The sequence below is a fragment of the Paenibacillus sp. SEL1 genome (assembly GCF_054602535.1).
Map to the genome: position 1 here is coordinate 3,595,274 of NZ_CM137723.1, position 18,475 is coordinate 3,613,748.

At 46.8% G+C, this 18,475-nt stretch carries 18 protein-coding genes; 16 read left to right on the forward strand and 2 right to left on the reverse strand.

Going from position 1 to position 18,475, the window contains the following annotated elements; genetic code table 11:
• Window positions 1-145: 145 nt before the first annotated feature.
• The 3 genes from pheS to ACYCSE_RS16455 all read left to right on the forward strand — a co-directional run bounded on the left by pheS (window position 146) and on the right by ACYCSE_RS16455 (window position 5,887).
• Window positions 146-1,177 carry a phenylalanine--tRNA ligase subunit alpha gene (gene pheS / locus ACYCSE_RS16445; RefSeq protein WP_269321413.1) on the forward strand — a complete coding sequence of 344 codons (1,032 nt, stop codon included), beginning with the start codon at window positions 146-148 and terminating at the stop codon, window positions 1,175-1,177.
• A 28-nt stretch (window positions 1,178-1,205) separates the two neighbouring features.
• Window positions 1,206-3,653, forward strand: coding sequence for a phenylalanine--tRNA ligase subunit beta (pheT, locus tag ACYCSE_RS16450; protein WP_254351388.1), 2,448 nt, complete (start codon window positions 1,206-1,208; stop codon window positions 3,651-3,653).
• A gap of 209 nt (window positions 3,654-3,862) precedes the next feature.
• Window positions 3,863-5,887, forward strand: coding sequence for a cell division protein ZapA (locus ACYCSE_RS16455; protein ID WP_254351387.1), 2,025 nt, complete (start codon window positions 3,863-3,865; stop codon window positions 5,885-5,887).
• A gap of 148 nt (window positions 5,888-6,035) precedes the next feature.
• On the opposite strand, the gene ACYCSE_RS16460 is transcribed toward ACYCSE_RS16455, so the two are convergent.
• On the reverse strand, window positions 6,036-6,395 hold the full coding sequence (locus ACYCSE_RS16460) for a phage holin family protein (RefSeq protein ID WP_023987773.1): 360 nt from the start codon (window positions 6,393-6,395) through the stop codon (window positions 6,036-6,038).
• Window positions 6,396-6,547: 152 nt separating this feature from the next.
• Between ACYCSE_RS16460 and ACYCSE_RS16465 the strand changes: the two genes are divergently transcribed.
• The 4 genes from ACYCSE_RS16465 (at window position 6,548) to ACYCSE_RS16480 (ending at window position 11,521) form a co-directional block, all read left to right on the forward strand.
• On the forward strand, window positions 6,548-8,917 hold the full coding sequence (locus ACYCSE_RS16465) for an endonuclease MutS2 (RefSeq protein ID WP_254351386.1): 2,370 nt from the start codon (window positions 6,548-6,550) through the stop codon (window positions 8,915-8,917).
• A gap of 58 nt (window positions 8,918-8,975) precedes the next feature.
• On the forward strand, window positions 8,976-9,389 hold the full coding sequence (locus ACYCSE_RS16470; protein WP_013309402.1) for a DUF350 domain-containing protein: 414 nt from the start codon (window positions 8,976-8,978) through the stop codon (window positions 9,387-9,389).
• 54 nt (window positions 9,390-9,443) lie between these two features.
• Entirely contained in the window at window positions 9,444-10,151 is a 708-nt protein-coding gene (locus ACYCSE_RS16475; RefSeq protein WP_254351385.1) for a hypothetical protein, read from the forward strand.
• A gap of 116 nt (window positions 10,152-10,267) precedes the next feature.
• Window positions 10,268-11,521 (forward strand): MFS transporter, encoded by a 1,254-nt coding sequence (locus ACYCSE_RS16480; protein ID WP_061829135.1) that lies wholly within the window; start codon window positions 10,268-10,270, stop codon window positions 11,519-11,521.
• Between the two features lie 71 nt (window positions 11,522-11,592).
• On the opposite strand, the gene ACYCSE_RS16485 is transcribed toward ACYCSE_RS16480, so the two are convergent.
• Window positions 11,593-12,831 (reverse strand): NAD(P)/FAD-dependent oxidoreductase, encoded by a 1,239-nt coding sequence (locus tag ACYCSE_RS16485; protein ID WP_459698871.1) that lies wholly within the window; start codon window positions 12,829-12,831, stop codon window positions 11,593-11,595.
• Between the two features lie 113 nt (window positions 12,832-12,944).
• Between ACYCSE_RS16485 and ACYCSE_RS16490 the strand changes: the two genes are divergently transcribed.
• The 9 genes from ACYCSE_RS16490 to ACYCSE_RS16530 all read left to right on the forward strand — a co-directional run bounded on the left by ACYCSE_RS16490 (window position 12,945) and on the right by ACYCSE_RS16530 (window position 18,431).
• Window positions 12,945-13,181 (forward strand): hypothetical protein, encoded by a 237-nt coding sequence (locus ACYCSE_RS16490; RefSeq protein WP_459698873.1) that lies wholly within the window; start codon window positions 12,945-12,947, stop codon window positions 13,179-13,181.
• 31 nt (window positions 13,182-13,212) lie between these two features.
• On the forward strand, window positions 13,213-13,599 hold the full coding sequence (locus ACYCSE_RS16495; RefSeq protein ID WP_459698875.1) for a spore coat protein: 387 nt from the start codon (window positions 13,213-13,215) through the stop codon (window positions 13,597-13,599).
• A 143-nt stretch (window positions 13,600-13,742) separates the two neighbouring features.
• Window positions 13,743-14,243, forward strand: coding sequence for an Lrp/AsnC family transcriptional regulator (locus ACYCSE_RS16500; protein WP_013370105.1), 501 nt, complete (start codon window positions 13,743-13,745; stop codon window positions 14,241-14,243).
• Between the two features lie 12 nt (window positions 14,244-14,255).
• Window positions 14,256-15,467, forward strand: coding sequence for an aminotransferase class I/II-fold pyridoxal phosphate-dependent enzyme (locus ACYCSE_RS16505; protein ID WP_061829137.1), 1,212 nt, complete (start codon window positions 14,256-14,258; stop codon window positions 15,465-15,467).
• 114 nt (window positions 15,468-15,581) lie between these two features.
• On the forward strand, window positions 15,582-15,788 hold the full coding sequence (locus ACYCSE_RS16510; protein ID WP_061829138.1) for an aspartyl-phosphate phosphatase Spo0E family protein: 207 nt from the start codon (window positions 15,582-15,584) through the stop codon (window positions 15,786-15,788).
• Window positions 15,789-15,889: 101 nt separating this feature from the next.
• Complete coding sequence (locus tag ACYCSE_RS16515; RefSeq protein ID WP_235307884.1) at window positions 15,890-16,459, forward strand: type 2 periplasmic-binding domain-containing protein; 570 nt, start codon at window positions 15,890-15,892, stop codon at window positions 16,457-16,459.
• A gap of 18 nt (window positions 16,460-16,477) precedes the next feature.
• Window positions 16,478-17,041, forward strand: coding sequence for a cob(I)yrinic acid a,c-diamide adenosyltransferase (locus ACYCSE_RS16520; RefSeq protein ID WP_061829140.1), 564 nt, complete (start codon window positions 16,478-16,480; stop codon window positions 17,039-17,041).
• A 21-nt stretch (window positions 17,042-17,062) separates the two neighbouring features.
• Window positions 17,063-18,022: an RluA family pseudouridine synthase gene (locus ACYCSE_RS16525; RefSeq protein ID WP_459702536.1), complete on the forward strand. Its 960-nt coding sequence runs from the start codon at window positions 17,063-17,065 to the stop codon at window positions 18,020-18,022.
• Between the two features lie 43 nt (window positions 18,023-18,065).
• Entirely contained in the window at window positions 18,066-18,431 is a 366-nt protein-coding gene (locus ACYCSE_RS16530) for an arsenate reductase family protein (protein WP_235307885.1), read from the forward strand.
• The last annotated feature ends 44 nt before the right edge of the window (window positions 18,432-18,475 follow it).

Here is an 18,475-nt window from a genome sequence, read left to right on the forward strand (position 1 = left end):
TTGCCGTAAGGCAGCAGAATGCTGGGTGAGCTGAGCTTATTGTCTAACGAGGGTGGTACCACGGTCTTTTCGTCCCTTACCGGGAGAAAAGACCTTTTTTTGTTGTCTGAAAAGCTGGATATGAAGAAAGGGGACTGAACAGGCGATGAGCGAAACCATCCAAATGAAGGAACATTTGCTGGCCTTGAAGGAAGAAGCACTGGAAGTATTGGAGAAGGTGGCAACACCCAAGGAGCTGGCTGATTTACGGGTCAAATATTCGGGGAAAAAGGGCGCATTGACTGAAATCTTGCGCGGTATGGGCAAGCTGAGCGCGGAAGAGCGTCCGGTTGTTGGACAGGTAGCCAATGAGGTGCGCGAGGCGATTGAAGAAGTCGTTAACCGTAAGCAGGACGAGTTCACGAAAGCAGAAACAAATGAGCGTTTGCAAGCGGAAAAGATCGACGTTACGCTGCCTGGACGCGCGTTGCCGCAAGGTGGACTGCACCCGCTCAACAAAGTGATTGAGCAAATCGAGGATATTTTTACAGGTATGGGCTATCGAGTGGCTGAAGGTCCACAGGCAGAGACGGATTATTATAACTTCGAAGCATTGAACCTGCCTAAAAATCACCCAGCACGGGATATGCAGGATTCATTTTACCTGACCGAGGATCTGTTGATGCGTACCCATACGTCACCGGTTCAGATTCGTGCAATGGAAGCGATGAAGGGCGAAACGCCTATTAAGGTTATCTGTCCGGGTACGGTTTTCCGACGTGATGATGACGATGCAACGCATTCTTTTCAATTCCACCAAATTGAAGGGCTTGTCATTGGAAAAGACATTCGTATGAGTGATTTGAAAGGAACCTTACTTCAATTTGCACGCGAAATGTTCGGAGAATCGACCGAAATCCGTTTGCGCCCAAGCTTCTTTCCGTTCACAGAGCCGAGCGCTGAAGTAGACGTGACTTTTGTGAAGAAAAATGGCGAACGTGTATGGATTGAAATTTTAGGCTGTGGCATGGTCCATCCGAAAGTGTTGGAGATGGGAGGTTTTGATCCCGAGGTGTACAGCGGCTTTGCATTCGGTATGGGTGTAGAGCGGATTGCTATATTGAAATACGGTATCGACGATATTCGTCATTTTTATAACAGTGACCTGTCGTTCCTGAAACAGTTTGCGCGTCAATAAACAACTATATCAAGGGAAGTGAACCCATATGAAAGTATCATTCGAGTGGCTGTCCGATTATGTATCGCTGGATCAGGTAAGCGCGGAGGATCTAGCAGAGAAAATCACCCGTTCGGGCATAGAAATTGATGAAGTCGAGCAGCGCAATCAAGGAATTACTGGTGTCGTTGTCGGCTATGTTAAAAGCAAGGAAAAGCATCCAGATGCTGATAAGCTGAATGTATGTATTGTCGATGCAGGTCAAGAGGAAGATCTGCAAATCGTGTGTGGTGCTAAAAACGTGGATGCAGGTCAAAAGGTTCCTGTTGCAGTTGTAGGTGCAAAGTTGCCGGGAGATTTCCACATTAAAAAGGCCAAGCTACGTGGTGTTGTATCCATGGGCATGATCTGCTCGGCCAAAGAACTGGGCATGAATGACAAGCTGCTTCCAAAGGAATTGCAAGAAGGTATTTTGGTGCTGCCTGAGGATGCTGAAATTGGTATGCCAATTACGAAGCTGCTGGCGCTGGATGATCAGGTGCTGGATTTTGATCTGACACCCAACCGTTCGGATTGCCTGAGCATGCACGGAGCAGCATATGAAGTGAGTGCGATTCTGGGACGTGACATTTCGCTGGCTGACCCGGCTAAGGATTTGGTTGAAATTAGCGATGCAGCGGCAGATCATCTGTCTGTGAAGGTAGATACTCCTGAACTGTGTACGCACTATGCGGCCCGTTATATCACAGGTGTAAAAGTGGGGGCTTCCCCGTTATGGATTCAAAACCGTCTGATGGCGGCAGGTGTTCGTCCGATCAACAACATCGTAGATATTACGAACTACGTTATGCTGGAATACGGTCAGCCGTTGCATGCTTTTGATGCGGATAAGCTGGAAAATGGAAATATTGAAGTTCGACTCGCTCGTGCAGGCGAAACATTGATTACACTTGACGATCAGGAACGTAAGTTGGAGCCGCATATGCTGCTGATTACAGACGGTGTGAAACCCATTGCATTGGCAGGCGTGATGGGTGGAGCCAATTCCGAGGTTACGGATGCGACGGTCAGCATTGCGCTGGAATCTGCCAAGTTTGACGGCGGTACAGTTCGCAAAACATCCCGTCAACTTGGACTGCGTTCAGAAGCAAGTCTGCGTTTTGAAAAAGAGGTTGATCCAGGCGCTGTTGTGCCTGCTGTGAATCGTGCAGCTGCGCTGATTCAGCGTTATGCGGGAGGCACTGTACACCAGGGCATCGTAGAATCAGCGTCTGCAAAAGCTGAAAACCGCATTATCAAGCTGTCGCTAGATAAAATAAACCGATATTTGGGAACCGAACTGTCGCTGCTTGAGGTGAAAACGATTTTCGGTAGACTTCATTTCGGATGTGGCGACGCAGAGCAAGGTGTACTGGAAGTTCAAGTTCCTACACGCCGTGGAGATATTACCATTGACGTGGACTTAATCGAAGAGGTAGCTCGTCTGTATGGTTACGACAATATCCCGACCACGCCGATTGAAGGTCCTACAACTCCGGGAGCTTTGACAGCATCGCAATCATTGCGCCGCTCCCTGCGCAGATTGCTGGCTCATGGTGGTTGGCAGGAGACGATCAGCTACTCTTTTGTACATCCGCAAAGTACGGGGTTATTTAATGCCCTGACAGAAGGTAGCCATCCGGTACGTTTGGCTATGCCTATGAGCGAAGATCGTAGTGTTTTGCGTACGAGTATCATTCCACAGATGCTGGATACAGCGGTGTACAACATGAATCGCAAGCAAGACAATCTGGCGATTTTTGAAATGGGAACTGTATTTTATACAGAGGAACAAACATTAACCCGTCAGCCGCAGGAAATTCAAGTGCTTAGTCTATTGCTGACTGGGGTACGCCGTGAAAAACAATGGAATATTGGTGCTGAAAAGGTTGATTTCTTTGATATTAAAGGCGCGCTTGAAACGGTGTTTGACTATTTCGGATTGAGTGCCAGCATTCGTTATGTGGCTGACCAACCACAAAGCTACCATCCGGGCCGTTCTGCTTCGGTATGGCTGGATGTGAATGGAAACTCTCAACGGATCGGTACCATTGGGCAGATTCATCCGGAGCTTCAACAATCTTATGGGCTGAATGATACGTATGTAGCGGAAATTGCGTTGCAACAGGTCGTAGAACATGCAAACCCTCATATTCAGTTCAGAGAGCTGGCTCGCTTCCCATCCGTGGAACGTGACATTGCCCTCGTGGTGAATAAAGACGTTGAGGCAGGTGAACTGCTTCGTGTTATTCACGCTGCAGGCGGAGAGCTGTTGCAGGATGCACGAGTGTTTGATGTATTTACAGGCAGTAAGCTTGGTGAAGATAAGAAGAGCGTAGCTATCTCTCTGACCTATCGTCATTGGGAACATACGTTGACGGATGAAGAGATCAATGCGGCGCATACTCCTGTCGTTACGTCTCTGGAACAAACTTTTGGAGCGGAATTGAGAAAGTAGCAGGAAATGCGGGAAGCCGTATCGAATCTTAGTGACAGAGGTTCGATACGGCTTTTTGGCCTATCATCATAGAAGCTCTCTTACTCTGATATTTACCCGCTGCGGGGAAGCCGGACTAATAAGGTTGAACGCTTCACGGAAGGCGGGTTACCATAGTACCGGACACACCTTAGAATCAACATACAGTAGTATTGAAGGAGGGCATAATTGTGACTACACCAGATCGTACTCGCGTCACTGTAGAGATCTACGGTACTTCTTATAAACTCGTCGGCAGCAATACCGATTATATGAAGCAGGTTGCCAATTACGTGGATGAGCGTATGCACAGCATTTCTCAAGCTCATTCGCGTCTGGATATGCCCCGAATTGCCGTGCTGGCTGCGGTTCATATGGCAGAAGAAGCTGTACAAATCCAGGAAATTCAGAGTCATATGAACCGCTTAGCAGCGGAACGAGCAGAGCTCCGGGGAGATCTGGCGCAACTCCAGACGGCTCTAGGGGAACAGCAGCAAAAAAATACAGATCTGCATCAATCTTTTATTCAACTAAAGGAAGAAAAGGAAGCAACGCAGAAGAAGCTGATGGAAACCGAATCTGTATCAGCCAAAGAGATTGCCCAATTGAAGGCAAAGCTGGAACAGCAGGAGAAAAAAGCGACTGAACTTGAAAATGGACAAAAACAAGCTAAACGTGAATTGGAGGAGTCTCGTCAAGAAGCTTCTCGCAAGCTGAAAGAGCAGCAGGAGGCGGCTAATGCCCGTATCCGGCAAATAGAAGAGCAGATGAAGAAGGAAGTAGCTGAAGCGACTAAACAGGCTGAAGCCAAGCTGTCAGCTGCAGAGAAGACTCATCAGGAGCAAAAGCGTATAGAACTGGACAAGCTGCGATCTGCTTTGCAGCAAGAGCATAGTAAGAAGGTAAGCGAATGGCAGACCAAGTGCTCAGGGCTGAATGAGCAGCTGGAGCAGGAACGTAAACAGGCTGAATTGGCGTTGAATGAAGAAAAGCTCCAGCATCAGGAAGCGCAGAAGCGAGCTGATGAAGCTGCACTGGAGCAGGAGATTCGGGTTGAGGAGCTTCAGGAACAATTAGAACAAGTACAAGCAGGCAGTACAGAGCTTGTTTCTCGTCTGGGAGAGGCTCAAGAACAAGCAAGAGTACTGAAGCAACAACAGTCCGAGCTGGAGTCTGTGCTGGAAACACAGCGACAGGCTGCGATAGAGCGAGAGCAGGCAGATACGCTTGCGCGTGAAGAACTGCAAAGCCGATATGATCAATTAGCGGCTGAAGCCAAGGCTACGCAGCAGCAGACGGCTAAGCTGGAGGAAGAACAGCGGCGGATGCAGAAGCTGCTGGAGCAAGCTCACGTATCTTCTCGCAAACTGCAAAGTGAGCTGGCTACGCTAGCTGAAAGCGAGAAGTCATGGAAGAAACTCGCAGAAGAACGCCAGTTGGCAGTTGATGAGCTGGAGCTCTCCCTGCTGGAAGCACGTGAACAGAAGGAAGCGATACAGGAGCAATTACAGCACGCAGAGGCTGAGCTCGAAGCTATTAATGATAAATTTGCTTCACAACAGCAACGGCTAGTTCAACTCGAAGCGAGAATCAAGGAGCTTTCACCTGAGCTGATTCGCGTTCAGGATGAGCTTGAGAAAGCCAAAGTCCGAGAGCAAGAGGGAGCTAAGGCATATCAATCGCTTCAGGAGCAATATGGAAGCATGAAGAGCCGAGCTGGACAGCTGGAGCAGAATATTAAGCAGCTTCAACAGGAAGATCACGAACGGCGGAGTAAACTGGAACGTGCTGAGGAAGAATCTCTAGAGTGGCAACTTAAATACGATCAGTTGAAGGCAGAAGCGGAACGTCTGGAAGCTGAAGATGCTGCCCGTAAGGAAGAATTTGCATCTTGGGAACGAGAAATAGCGGTAACCGTTGAACAAAAGGAACAGCTTCAGGAGGAGACTCGTTTGGCGGTTGAAGCTGCCAAAACAGCGAAAGCTGAACAGCAGTCCATAGAGCAGGAACGAATGGCCTTGCAGTCTGAATTGGACGAAGTGGGTCAAAAATATGAAATGGCGGCGCATCAGCTTCGTCTGTTACAAGTACAACAGGACGTAGATCGGGAAAATACGGAGAAGATTTCTACAGAATTACGTCAATTACAGGAAGAATACACTAAACTTCAAACGGAGTACAATGAATGGATTGAACTTATCGAACAGGATCAGTAGATACGGATTAAAAATGTAAGGCAATCCCCGGCTGCTCATCGCCGGGGATTGTTTGCTTTTGTATCCACTCAGAGGTTATATGACACAAAGCTGTCCTTTGGCAGACGAAATCTGCTTCGGGACAGCTTTGTCGGGAGTTCTATTGAAGTTATTTCCCGTCTTTGCGACCTGCTTCAAACGGTGTCGATACCGGAATAAACAGGTCGATAATCCCGATAACCAACGCAGCGAGCAATGCGCCCAGAACGGAAACACTGACATTGGTCACCACATATTGAGCGATCCAGATCACCAGAGCGCTCACAAGAAAACCTACGATACCGCGTCCAAATGGAGAAACGCGTCGGCCGAACACTGCCTCGATAATGTAACCAACCAAGGCGATGACAATGGCAAGAATCAGCGCGCTCCAAAAGCCGCCTACACTAAATCCGGGAACGATCCAGCTTACGACCATCAGCACCAGAGCGGCAACGATGAAACGTACAATGTGCCCGAGAATGCTCACGGAATAACCTCCTTTGTTTTTTGAATTTACAGGGTTAGACAAAGGTTAGTGTGTGGCATGAAGAGCTTTCTTATGTGTAAAAAGGAGTTGGCAAATAGCGTAAGTTTGCTGCTTTCGGTATAATATAGATATATGTGAAAGGAGTAGTGAAGTTGGACTCTAAAATTTTTAAAACCCTTGAATATCAAAAAATTCTAAATAAACTAAGTCACTATGCCCAAACGGCAACGGGACAACAAACAGCCCTTCGACTACAGCCCAGCGATGATTTGGAGCATATCAAGAAAATGCTGAAAGGTACGGATGAGGCCTATGCTGCTGATCGACTCAAAGGAGTGCCTTCATTTAACGGAGTAGTGGATATCACTCCGGCAGTGAAGCGTGCCCGTATTGGCGGAACGTTAAGCCCGCAGGAGTTGCTTGGCATTCGGACAACAGTTCAGGCCGCACGCCGTATACAGGTATACGTGGCAAGTTTGCATGAGGAAAATCCTGTCGAAACATTGCTGTATTGGAGCGAGCAGCTTTCGGAGCAGAGAGGTTTAGAAAACTCCATTAAAGGCTGTATTGATGAAAATGCAGAGGTGCTGGATTCTGCCAGCACAGAGCTTTCTCAAATCCGTCGGGAGCTGCGCTCGGGAGAAGTGCGTATTCGTGAAAAGCTGGATTCCATGATTCGTTCCTCAACTGTATCCAAAATGCTTCAAGATCAGTTGATAACGATTCGTGGAGATCGGTTTGTGATCCCAGTTAAGGCCGAATACCGTTCTTATTTTGGCGGAATTGTTCATGATCAATCCGGGTCTGGCGCAACATTGTTTATCGAGCCTGAATCCATTGTAGCCATGAACAATAAGCTGAGGGAAACAAGGCTGAGAGAAGAGCGTGAAATTGAAGTCATTTTACAGAAGCTGACCGCACTTGTCGCAGAACAAGCAGATTTGTTGTTGTATGATGTGGACATATTGGGTAATCTTGATTTTATTTTTGCAAAAGCGCGTCTCGCCCGTGAAATGAAGGCAACCTTACCTTTAATGAATGACCGCGGGTACTTGAAGCTGAAAAAGGGCAGACATCCCCTAATTCCGTTGGAGCAGGTTGTTCCCATTGATGTGGAGTTAGGCAATTCATACACCTCCATTATCGTTACCGGACCGAACACAGGGGGGAAAACCGTTACCCTGAAAACCATCGGCCTACTTAGTTTGATGGCGATGTCTGGACTGTTTGTACCTGTTGAGGATGAAAGCCAGCTGTGTGTATTTGATGCAATCTATGCCGATATTGGTGACGAGCAGAGCATTGAGCAAAACTTGAGTACATTTTCCAGTCACATGACCAATATCATTAGCATCCTGAAAAATATGACGCCCAAAAGTCTTGTATTGCTTGACGAAGTGGGGGCAGGAACGGACCCCGCGGAAGGTTCGGCTCTAGCTGTATCCATTTTGGAGCATATACATGCCATGGGTTGCCGTATGGTTGCCACGACTCACTATAGTGAATTGAAGGCGTATGCCTATGAGCGTAAAGGAATTATTAATGCAAGCATGGAGTTTGATGTCGCTACATTAAGCCCGACTTACCGCCTTCTCGTCGGTGTCCCCGGACGAAGTAATGCATTTGCTATTGCCGAGCGATTGGGATTGCCAGGGCGTATTTTAGACTATGCCCGTGGTGAGGTAACGGAAGAAGACCAGCGCGTCGAGCACATGATCGCGTCACTGGAGCAGAACCGTTTAACAGCTGAGCAAGAACGGGAAAAAGCGGAGCAGCTGCGTAAGGAAATGGAAGCATTGCGTAGCCGTCATCAGACGGAGTTGGATAAGTTGGAGTCCCAACGGGATCGTATGCTGGAAAAAGCTGAGGACGAAGCAAGAGTTCTCGTGGATAAGGCTCGTAGTGAAGCAGAGAAAATCATTACTGATTTGCGTAAATTGGCTCAGGAAGAAGGGGCCTCGGTTAAGGAGCATAAGCTGATTGCAGCTCGCAGAGAATTGGATGAGGCTGAACCGAAGCAACGCAAGAAAAGTACCGTCAAACGCCCGGCCGCTACACGTACTCGTTCTATCATGGCTGGCGATGAAGTATCCGTTCACAGTCTGAATAAAAAAGGCCACGTGGTTGAACTGTCCGGTACCAAGGAAGCTGTGGTTCAACTGGGGATCATGAAGATGAAGGTCAGTCTGGATGATCTGGAACTACTGCAACCTGCACAAACAACGACTCCAAGAGTTCAAAAACCAGTGACTGGCGTTAAGCGGACACGGGATGATAACGTACGAAGTGAACTTGATCTTCGGGGGGCGAACGTGGAGGAAGCCTTGATGGAAGTGGACCGCTTCATGGATGAAGCGTTTCTGGCCAATCTGGGACAGGTACACATTATTCATGGCAAAGGTACGGGTGTCCTGAGAACCGGTATTCAGGAGTACCTCCGCAAGCATAAACATGTGAAAAGCTACCGTATCGGTAATTACAATGAAGGCGGCACAGGCGTAACAGTTGCTGAATTGGAATAGCTATGGGGTGCCGGCTTTGCCCGGGAACGCTTGGTAGAACGGGAGGGACGAAGTGAAGATGGCGATTGATGAATTGCTGTCACATCCGTTGGGGATGATGCTGGGTTATTTCTCGGTGGCGGTGCTGGAGCTAATTGTATTTTTGTCGTGTTTTGAGCTGGTAACCCGCTATAAATGCTGGGAAGAGATCAAGCGCGGCAATGTTTCGGTAGCCATGGCTACGGGAGGGAAAATGTTCGGTATTTGCAACGTGCTCCGCTTTGCAATGGAAGCCAAATCTAGTGTGTATGATACGATGATTTGGTCGTTCGTTGGCTTTTTACTGCTACTTGCGGCGTACTTTCTTTTTGAGTTTCTAACACCGGTATTTTCTATCGATCAACAGATTAAAGAGGATAATCGTGCTGTCGGCTTGTTCTCCATGATTATTTCCATATCTTTATCTTATGTGATCGGTGCCAGTGTAACTTGACACATCTTGTATACTAGAGCTTGGTATACGCTTGGAACGGAAGGATGATAAAGCTTGGAAATGACTATTTGTCCATGGTGTAACATGGAAATTATTTGGGATGAAGAATTAGGACCTGAGGAAGAGTGTCCTTATTGCCATAATGATCTGAAAGGGTACTCTGACATCACCGATGATGAAGATGAGTCTGTTTCTCCACCTGTGCATAGACATGCCGGTGAGCATGGATATGAAGAGACGAAACATGATCATGTGGCTTCTGTAACCCCGGCGCCCCACTCTCATGGAACAGAAGACCTGAAGGGTTATCGGACATTGAGTATTCAGCTCGGTGATGATGAGGAGCAGGATATTTTATATGAGGCAGAGGATGAAATCGTAGTTGAAAAACCGGTTGATGCACCGTTGTTGCAGGATAATGAGCTTCATAAGTTGCCTGTACTGCATACTTTGCAAAAATTCGAAGAAAGCGGTGCGGATCTGATGGCTTATGAACAAGGTGCTGAACAAATACTCGACAGACAAGATGAGGTTCTTGAATGTTCTCAATGTGGAGAGTACATGCTGCATGCGGGTTCGCAAACCGTAACCAGAGAAGGTTTTGAACCGTCGATGTCCCCAGCGCTTGGTAAGCCTGTTCTGGATTTGCCGTTCGTCTTGAATGTTTATGTGTGTCCTAGCTGCTTCCATGTCCAGCAGACACTATCAGAGAATGACCGACTGCGGATGCTGGAGAAGCTCAGCGGTATTTCCAACAATTAAATAGCAATCCCCCGGATAGGCCCAAGCTCAATACGGGCATCTTAAATCGAAGAAATCTTTGAACAAGCTGGCTTGAAATAAGCTGATTGGTGATTTTTCGGTTAGGGGGAACTGCATTGAAATCAAACCTGAACGGACAATCCATTCTGCTATTAAGCTTGAATGGATTGTTTGTGTTTGCAGCAGCATTGTCAGGCACATTTCTTAACGTGTATTTGTGGAAAAGCAGGCAGGATTATGCGATGATCGGCTGGTTTAATGTCAGTCAACAAATTGCCCTGGGAATTATGGTCTGGGTGGCTGGAAAGTGGGTCAAGGAACATAATAAAATGAATGCCCTGCGCGTGGGGACCGCATTATCCGGCCTATTTTATCTGATCGTGTTATATACGGGACCGCAGGCTGTGAACTACATATGGCCGCTCGGGATGTTGCTGGGTGCAGCATTAGGTTTATTCTGGCTGGCGTTTAATGTGATTTTTTTCGAAGTCACGGATCAGGCAAGTCGTGATCATTTTAACGGATGGGTGGGTCTGCTAGGCTCGTTTTCCGGTATAGTGGGACCTTGGCTGTCCGGTTGGATTATTGCCCGTATGGAGGATGACGCAGGTTACCGCGTGATATTCAGTATTTCCTTGGCCTTTTATGTCGTAGGAGTGGTGCTTAGTTTCTTTCTTCGCAAGCGTAAGCCGACAGGAAATTACAATTGGAAGGAGCCCAAGCAGCGATTGTCACAAAAAGGGAGTATGTGGCGTCCATTGTCGTTATCACTTGTTGCCCAGGGCATCCGTGAAGGGGTATTTGCCTTCCTGATTACGCTGCTCGTGTATGTAGCTACTCAACAGGAATGGAAGCTGGCGCAGTTTTCACTTATTACATCGGCGGTTTCATTTTTCAGCTTTTGGGCTGTCGGAAAATGGCTCAAGCCACACTATCGTTCGGCGGGTATGCTGTTGGGTGCCGTATTGTTGGTGATCGCGCTTTTACCGTTATTGTGGCGTATGGAGTATAGTACACTACTGATTATGGGGATCGGCACCGCTTTATTTATGCCCTTGTATTTAATTCCCATGATTTCTGCCAGCTTTGATTTAATGGGTACGAGTAAAGGAGATGCCAATCAGAGAGTGGAACTGGTTGTACTGCGCGAACTATGCTTAATGGTAGGCCGATTGACCGGAACACTCATTTTCTTGGGTGTCCTAAGTATCAGCAAGGCTCCCACGGCGATGATCTGGTTGTTGATTGGACTGGCATTGATGCCAGTGCTCGGATGGTTTTTTATGCGAAGTGTGCTGAAAATGGAACAAAAGACAAAGCAGAGCAAGTCTCATTCCCACGCACAACGCTGGCACAAGCAAACCGAATAGTTTAAAATACATTTAAAAAAGACCTCCAGACCCACTTATAGGGGAAGGAGGTTCTTTTTGTATTCCATATGTTAAACCATCGGTTCCGTTGTTTCGGGCGAGGGCTTGGTAGTACGGGTCAGAGAATAAAGCTCCATTTCAGGTCGGTGTGTGCCTGTCAGTTCATCAGCCAAAAGTTGCGCGGCCATCATACTCGTGACTGCTCCATTTCCCCCGTAACCCTCTAAAAAGTAGCAGTTGGGAAAACGCGGATGTGGACCAATATACGGCAAGCCGTCATGAGAGGAGCCGAATACAGCAGCCCATGCAAAGTCGATCTGAAATGATATACCCGGAAAAAATTCCTGTAATGTTTGTAGCAGCTTTTGCTGTTGGTGCAGCAGCCTGATTTCACGTTGATTGGCGTCCAGTACAGGTTCGTCTAAACCACCAATAATAATGCGTCCTTCCGGTGTGGACCGCATGTATAGATAAGGACGAGCAGTTTCCCAGATGAGACACTGTTCATGCCACAAGGGAGTATCTCCGATTGGATTGGTGGCGATAGCATATGAGCTTTCCAGAACGGCTCCGCGGTCTGTTTTAATCTCTTGTGTTTCATAACCTGTTGCAAAAATAACTTTTTTCGCTCGGATAATCCCACCGCTGGTATGACAAACAACTTCATTTTCGTTAAATTCAAAATGCTTGGCTTCCGTATGCTCATATAAGCGAACACCAAGACGGCTGGCAGATCGCAGCAGTCCTTGGGCGAACAAAAATGGATTAACCTCGGCATCTTCGCGTGTATATAAGGCTGCTGGTTTTCGGAAAGGAAATCGGGCAGCAATCTGTTGATCATCCCAGTATTCGACGGGAAATCCAAACCGGGTTAGCTGTTTGTACTCTTCCTGAAGTGTCTGCACATCCTCCGATGTACTTGCATAGTACAGGCTACTTCGGCGTGAAAAAGACGGATCAATTTCCAGCGTGGTAGACAGTTTTTCCAACTGATCCAGAGCATCTTTACACATACGGTAAAACAGTACACCGTTTATTTCACCAAACGTATTGATGAAGGAAGTTAACGTCTTATCATTGCTATATTGCAGCAGTCCGTTATTGGCCGAAGAACTTCCATGTACTAGCTTGCGTTTGTCAATAACCACGGCGTCTACCTGTCGTTCTCCCAACAGTCGGGAGCAGATGGATCCACCCATGCCGCCACCGATGATCAATACATCACAATTTAAATCCTCTGCCAAAGGCGGGAAATCCAACATTTTCTCCAAGGTACTGGGCCAATATGTATTCCCGCTTATCAATTCCATATAAATGCACTCCTCATAAGGTAATATGTAGTATTTCTTAGGTGTACATAGTATTTCGCCAAACGGACAAGATAACCAGCGTGCAACAAAACATTCAAGGAGGCACAGAGATTATGCAATCTACGAACATGCAACCCTTGTCAGGTAAAGAGCTGGAGTACATCGTGGACTCCATTTCCAATGAAGAACTACTACTCAAACAAAGTGCGGCGACAGCGGCTTCTATTCAGCACCCAGTCATCCAACAAGCCTGTTTGCAACTGGCAAGAACTCATGAGCACCACTTGAATCTGCTTTCTAATGCTCTTCAACAGCATCAGCAGCTTGCCCCAATGCAACCGCAGCAGTAATTTGGATTTACAATAAAGGAGGTTTGACAGAATGTATTCACAAAACAATATGTCATTTATGCCCGAAGAAGATTTGCTCTATACCATTCTTGCTGATATGAAACGTACGGTGCGCGAGTACACAACGGCGACGACAGAATCCAATTGCCCGTCTGTGCGTCAGATGTTCACCGACCTTACGAATGATACATTGCGTCTGCAAGGTGATTTGTATCATCTGATGAGCCAAAACAATATGTATTCCACTCCGACTAAAGCACTGCGCATCGATTTGGACAAACAGATTCAAGAAGCTCGCAAGACCCAACAAGAATGCCAACAGTTCATTCAGCAAAAGTCGGCATCCGCGGGAGTATATGGCCAATCTATGCACCAGCAAGGCCAGTCTACTCATCAAAACAACCCTTATTATATGTAAACGGGATTTTTCGTTTTTGAAGCAGATTCCCATAACAGCCGTCCATCTGCCGGGTTTACCGGAGTGGACGGTTTTTCTTTGCAGGTTTAAAGTGCGTATTGTATGATGTATAGTAATCTCTTTCGATGGAGGCCTTATGTAGAATGACAGAACTGAATGAATTGAAATTAAAAGTGCTGGAATTGTTAAAAGAAGATGCAAGAAGAACACCGACTCTATTAGCTACTATGCTGGGGGTTGACGAGCAGGATGTTCGCACCTCAATTAAAGAACTCGAAGACCAACATGTGATCGTCAAATACGCCGCTGTAGTCAATTGGGACAAAGTCGACGACGAAAAGGTTACCGCTTTGATCGAAGTACAGATTACACCTGAGCGTGGAAGAGGCTTTGAAGGGATTGCAGAACGGATTTATTTGTATCCGCAAGTTAAATCGGTCTATCTCATGTCCGGAGCATACGATTTGCTGGTAGAGGTTGAAGGCCGCAATCTCCGTGAGGTTGCTAATTTTGTGTCGGAAAAACTGTCGCCTATTGATTCGGTCTTGTCTACCAAGACTAATTTTACGCTTAAAAAATACAAGCAGGACGGAATTATCTTTGAAGACCATCAGGAAGATAATCGTCTGATGATTTCGCCGTAAAGGAAGATCATGATGAATCTCAAAACAGAAGCATTTACCGACAGCAACAAAGCCATGAGTTCCTATTTGTCCCCGTTGGTGCGCGAAATCCCATCTTCGGGTATTCGTAAGTTTTTTGACTTGGTGGGTGGCAACAAGGATATTATTACCCTTGGTGTAGGCGAACCGGATTTTACAACCCCTTGGCATATGCGGGAAGCCTGTGTCTATTCATTGGAGCGAGGTTTTACCAGCTACACGTCTAATGCGGGAACGCCAGAACTGCGTGAAGCGATTAGTGATTATCTGAATGAGCAATTTGAAGTCCGTTATGATCCCAAAAATGAGATTATCGTAACCGTCGGGGGAAGCGAGGCGATTGATCTTGCTTTGCGTGCGTTAATTGTACCTGGCGACGAAATTCTCGTGCCCGAGCCGTGCTACATTTCATATTCTCCAATCACTTCGATTGGAGGCGGAATTCCAGTAGGTATTGAAACATTTGCTAAGGATGAATTCAAGCTGACAGCTGAGGCGTTGGAGGCAAAAATTACACCTAAATCCAAGGTGTTGATTTTATGCTATCCGAGCAATCCAACTGGAGCTACGATGACTTATGAAGATTGGCTTCCGATTGCCGAAGTCGTGGAAAAGCATGATTTGATCGTCATTTCTGATGAAATTTATGCTGAATTGAATTATGGAGAGAAGCATGTCAGTTTTGCCGCTATGCCTGGTATGATGGATCGTACGATTCTCGTCAGTGGTTTTTCCAAAGCCTTCGCCATGACAGGCTGGCGTATTGGATATACATGCGGGCATCCAGATCTGATTGCCGCTATGCTCAAAATCCATCAGTACACCGTAATGTGTGCGCCTTCTATGGGGCAAGTTGCGGCACTGGAAGGCTTGCGGAATGGTTTGGGTGAGAAAGATCGTATGGTAGAAGCCTATAATCAGCGTCGCCGTCTGATGGTTGAAGGGTTCCGGGAAATCGGCCTGGAGTGCCATGAGCCAAGAGGGGCTTTTTACGTTTTCCCTAGTATTCAAAGCACGGGACTCAGCTCAGATGAATTTGCACAGCGTCTTTTGGCAGAGGCTAAAGTTGCGGCTGTACCGGGTAATGTGTTCGGTTTGGGAGGCGAAGGCTATCTTCGTTGCTCATACGCAACTTCTGTTGCTCAGCTGACGGAGGCACTGGATCGGATTGGTCATTTTGTAGAAAAAGTAAGAAAAGAAGGTTAAAATTATTTTTTTATGGGTAATTTATAAAAAATAGTCTTTTATTTCTAAATTTCTATGCTATAATTTGAAATCGGAAGCAGGAAGTTCAATTTTTCAATTGTAGGAGGAATGCTCATGTCATATGTTGGATATAATTCATCTAGTTCAATAGGATACGACATTTCCCTAGAAGATGAAATTTTGTTCCTGCGCAATGAGATGATGCGGACGTTTCAGGAAGAGCAGTCCTTCACCTCTGATCTTGTTATCCAGATCAGTTGCAAGCTCGATTTGAAAATCAATGAATATATGAAGCTGTATGGTACGGAATGCAAGGTTTAACCGTATGAAGTCAGCCAAATGTAAGAAGAAGGCCGTCGGGCCTTCTTTTTTTGCGTTCACAACTTATGATATATTAATGGCATGGAAGAGGGGGCGTACATATGAGAGCAGGGCTAAAAAGGCTATCGCCATGGATCATCGGAATGCTTGCACTTGTATTATTGGCTGGATGTGGGGGACGGGACAAGGACAGCTTCTCCATTTTTATTATGGATAAAGGGGATGCTTCAGTCATCCGTGAGGAGCTGGCACAAAAGCTTAAGGATAAGCTGGGCGAACAGGCTCCGACTATTGAGATTTCGGTCAGTCCGCTGTATAACCAGCAGAAGCTGGTTGTAGAATATGCGGCCGGGGAGCATGATCTGTTTCTTTTGCCGGAAGAGGACATGAAGCTGTATGGACAGAATGGCTCGAATCTGCCGTTAGATGATGCTTTTGACAAGAAGACGTACGCTCGGGGCGTGTTCGAGGGCGGCGTATTTAAGAAGAAGGGGCAGGAGGAAGAAGGATCAGATGTAAGCAAGGAAACTCATTTGTTCGGAATTCCGGTGGAGCAGATGAAGATGTTTAAGGAGGTAAAATATAACTCCAAAACATTATTTGCTACCGTGCCGCCTCGTACAAGCAATAAGGAAGAAGCCATCAAGGTGCTGAAAGCACTTACGGAATGATAAAGGGGATGGAATGAAATGGGCATATATACTAGAACAGGTGATGAAGGGCAAACTTCTGTGATCGGCGGTCGAGTGTCCAAAGATGATGATCGTGTGGAGGCATACGGTACAATTGACGAGCTGAACAGCTTTGTAGGACAAGCGATCAGCTTTGCCGAAGGGGAAGAGTTTACGGATATTCGGACTCAATTGGAAGAAATACAGCAGGAGCTGTTTGATTGTGGTTCGGATTTGGCGTTTGTTAAAATTAGTGAAAGCAAATATAAGGTGAAAGATGAGCTGGCAGAGCGTCTGGAAGGCTGGATTGATGCATGTCAGGAGGAAAATCCGAAGGTGGAGCGTTTTATTATACCGGGTGGTAGCACATTATCCTCAACGCTTCATGTTTGCCGTACAGTTTGCCGACGCGCGGAACGCCGTGCTGTTACACTAGGTAAACATACGGACATTAATCCGGCGGTACGTCGGTATTTGAACCGCCTTTCTGATTATTTCTTTGCCGTCGCTCGCACGGCGAATGTCCGTCAAGGCGTGCCCGATGTCGAATATGTGCGCAGCAAAAAAGTGTTCCGCAAATAAGGAGGCAACCGGGAATTTGTGATGAGCTTGTATTATGAACCTATCGTATATACGATCCCTCCTGAGGAGGAGGGCATGCTGTTGAAGACTATTTTACAAAAACGTATGAACATTTCTCGAAAGTTAATATCCAAACTCAAGCTGACCGAGCAAGGTATTATGCTAAACGGGACACGTGTGTACATCAGCGTAAAGGTGAAGTCCGGGGATCGAGTAGAAATTCGCATGGAGCGCGAGCGTTCTGATGATATTTTACCTGAACCCATTCCTTTTGAGATATTGTTTGAGGATGAACATCTGTTAGTGGTGAACAAGGCGGCGGGCATGATTGTCCATCCGACTCACGGTCATTACACAGGAACGCTGGCTAATGGGGTTGTGCATTATTGGCAGGCCAAGGGAGAACTGTTCCGGTTTCGTCCTGTTCATCGTCTTGATCAGGAGACGACGGGTGTGCTGGTAGTAGCCAAAAATCCGTATGTACACCAGCATATTTCTGAGCAAATGATTGCGGGAACGGTGGATAAGCGCTATACAGCTCTGGTGCATGGACGGCCTGAGCTGCAGGAAGGAAAGGTAGACGGACCGATTGACCGCAACCCGGATGATCCGCATTTACGTATGGTGACCCCGGATGGTTATCCTGCCCTTACGCTGTATAAGCTGGAGGAAGTGTGGAACGGGGGAAGTCGCATTGGGCTAAAGTTGGAATCCGGGCGTACGCACCAAATTCGAGTGCATATGACTTATATCGGTTGTCCGTTGATCGGAGATAAAATGTATCGGATTACACCTGATGATGCTGCGCAACGTGAGCGATATGATCAGCTTGATGCCAAGATGCCTCGACAGGCTCTGCATGCCTCAGAGCTATCCTTGGAGCATCCTGTTACCGGGGAGCGGCTGACGTTCTTTGCTCCTCTACCTGACGATATGGCTGAAATGCAGGAGCTATTAAGAGCGCAATATCTTTCAGAATAAAATATAAATAAGCGATGAAAATCAAATGGAGGTTAATCTAGCGTTGAGCCAACTGAAAGTATATCAGTATTCTAAATGCAGTACCTGTCGTAATGCAGTGAAATGGCTGCAAAACAAGGAACATGAGACGGAACTTATTCCTATTTTTGAACAACCGCCCGGCCCGGAGGAATTGGAGGACTTGATTCGCAAAAGCGGGCTGGAGCTGAAAAAGTTTTTCAATACAAGCGGTGAGGTGTACAAAGAGTTAAAGCTGAAAGATAAGCTTGGAGACATGAGCCGTGAAGAGCAAATTTCGCTTTTATCCTCGAATGGAAGATTAATCAAACGCCCGATTGTAACCGACGGTAACAAAGTAACGGTAGGATTCAAAGAGGAAACATTTGAGGGCACATGGGGAGCTCAATAACGCCCAATTTACCCCCACGATATGTTATACTGTGGGGGTTAAAT

What these genes read in the sequence shown, in the direction of transcription:
- ACYCSE_RS16525 (WP_459702536.1), top strand. Translation starts at nt 17,063, where the DNA reads ATGAGCTTGTATTATGAACCTATCGTATATACGATCCCTCCTGAGGAG.
- ACYCSE_RS16520 (WP_061829140.1), top strand. Translation starts at nt 16,478, where the DNA reads ATGGGCATATATACTAGAACAGGTGATGAAGGGCAAACTTCTGTGATC.
- ACYCSE_RS16470 (WP_013309402.1), top strand. Translation starts at nt 8,976, where the DNA reads ATGGCGATTGATGAATTGCTGTCACATCCGTTGGGGATGATGCTGGGT.
- ACYCSE_RS16500 (WP_013370105.1), top strand. Translation starts at nt 13,743, where the DNA reads ATGACAGAACTGAATGAATTGAAATTAAAAGTGCTGGAATTGTTAAAA.
- ACYCSE_RS16495 (WP_459698875.1), top strand. Translation starts at nt 13,213, where the DNA reads ATGTATTCACAAAACAATATGTCATTTATGCCCGAAGAAGATTTGCTC.
- ACYCSE_RS16515 (WP_235307884.1), top strand. Translation starts at nt 15,890, where the DNA reads ATGAGAGCAGGGCTAAAAAGGCTATCGCCATGGATCATCGGAATGCTT.
- pheS (WP_269321413.1), top strand. Translation starts at nt 146, where the DNA reads ATGAGCGAAACCATCCAAATGAAGGAACATTTGCTGGCCTTGAAGGAA.
- ACYCSE_RS16505 (WP_061829137.1), top strand. Translation starts at nt 14,256, where the DNA reads ATGAATCTCAAAACAGAAGCATTTACCGACAGCAACAAAGCCATGAGT.
- ACYCSE_RS16490 (WP_459698873.1), top strand. Translation starts at nt 12,945, where the DNA reads ATGCAATCTACGAACATGCAACCCTTGTCAGGTAAAGAGCTGGAGTAC.
- ACYCSE_RS16485 (WP_459698871.1), bottom strand. Translation starts at nt 12,831, where the DNA reads ATGGAATTGATAAGCGGGAATACATATTGGCCCAGTACCTTGGAGAAA.
- ACYCSE_RS16510 (WP_061829138.1), top strand. Translation starts at nt 15,582, where the DNA reads ATGTCATATGTTGGATATAATTCATCTAGTTCAATAGGATACGACATT.
- pheT (WP_254351388.1), top strand. Translation starts at nt 1,206, where the DNA reads ATGAAAGTATCATTCGAGTGGCTGTCCGATTATGTATCGCTGGATCAG.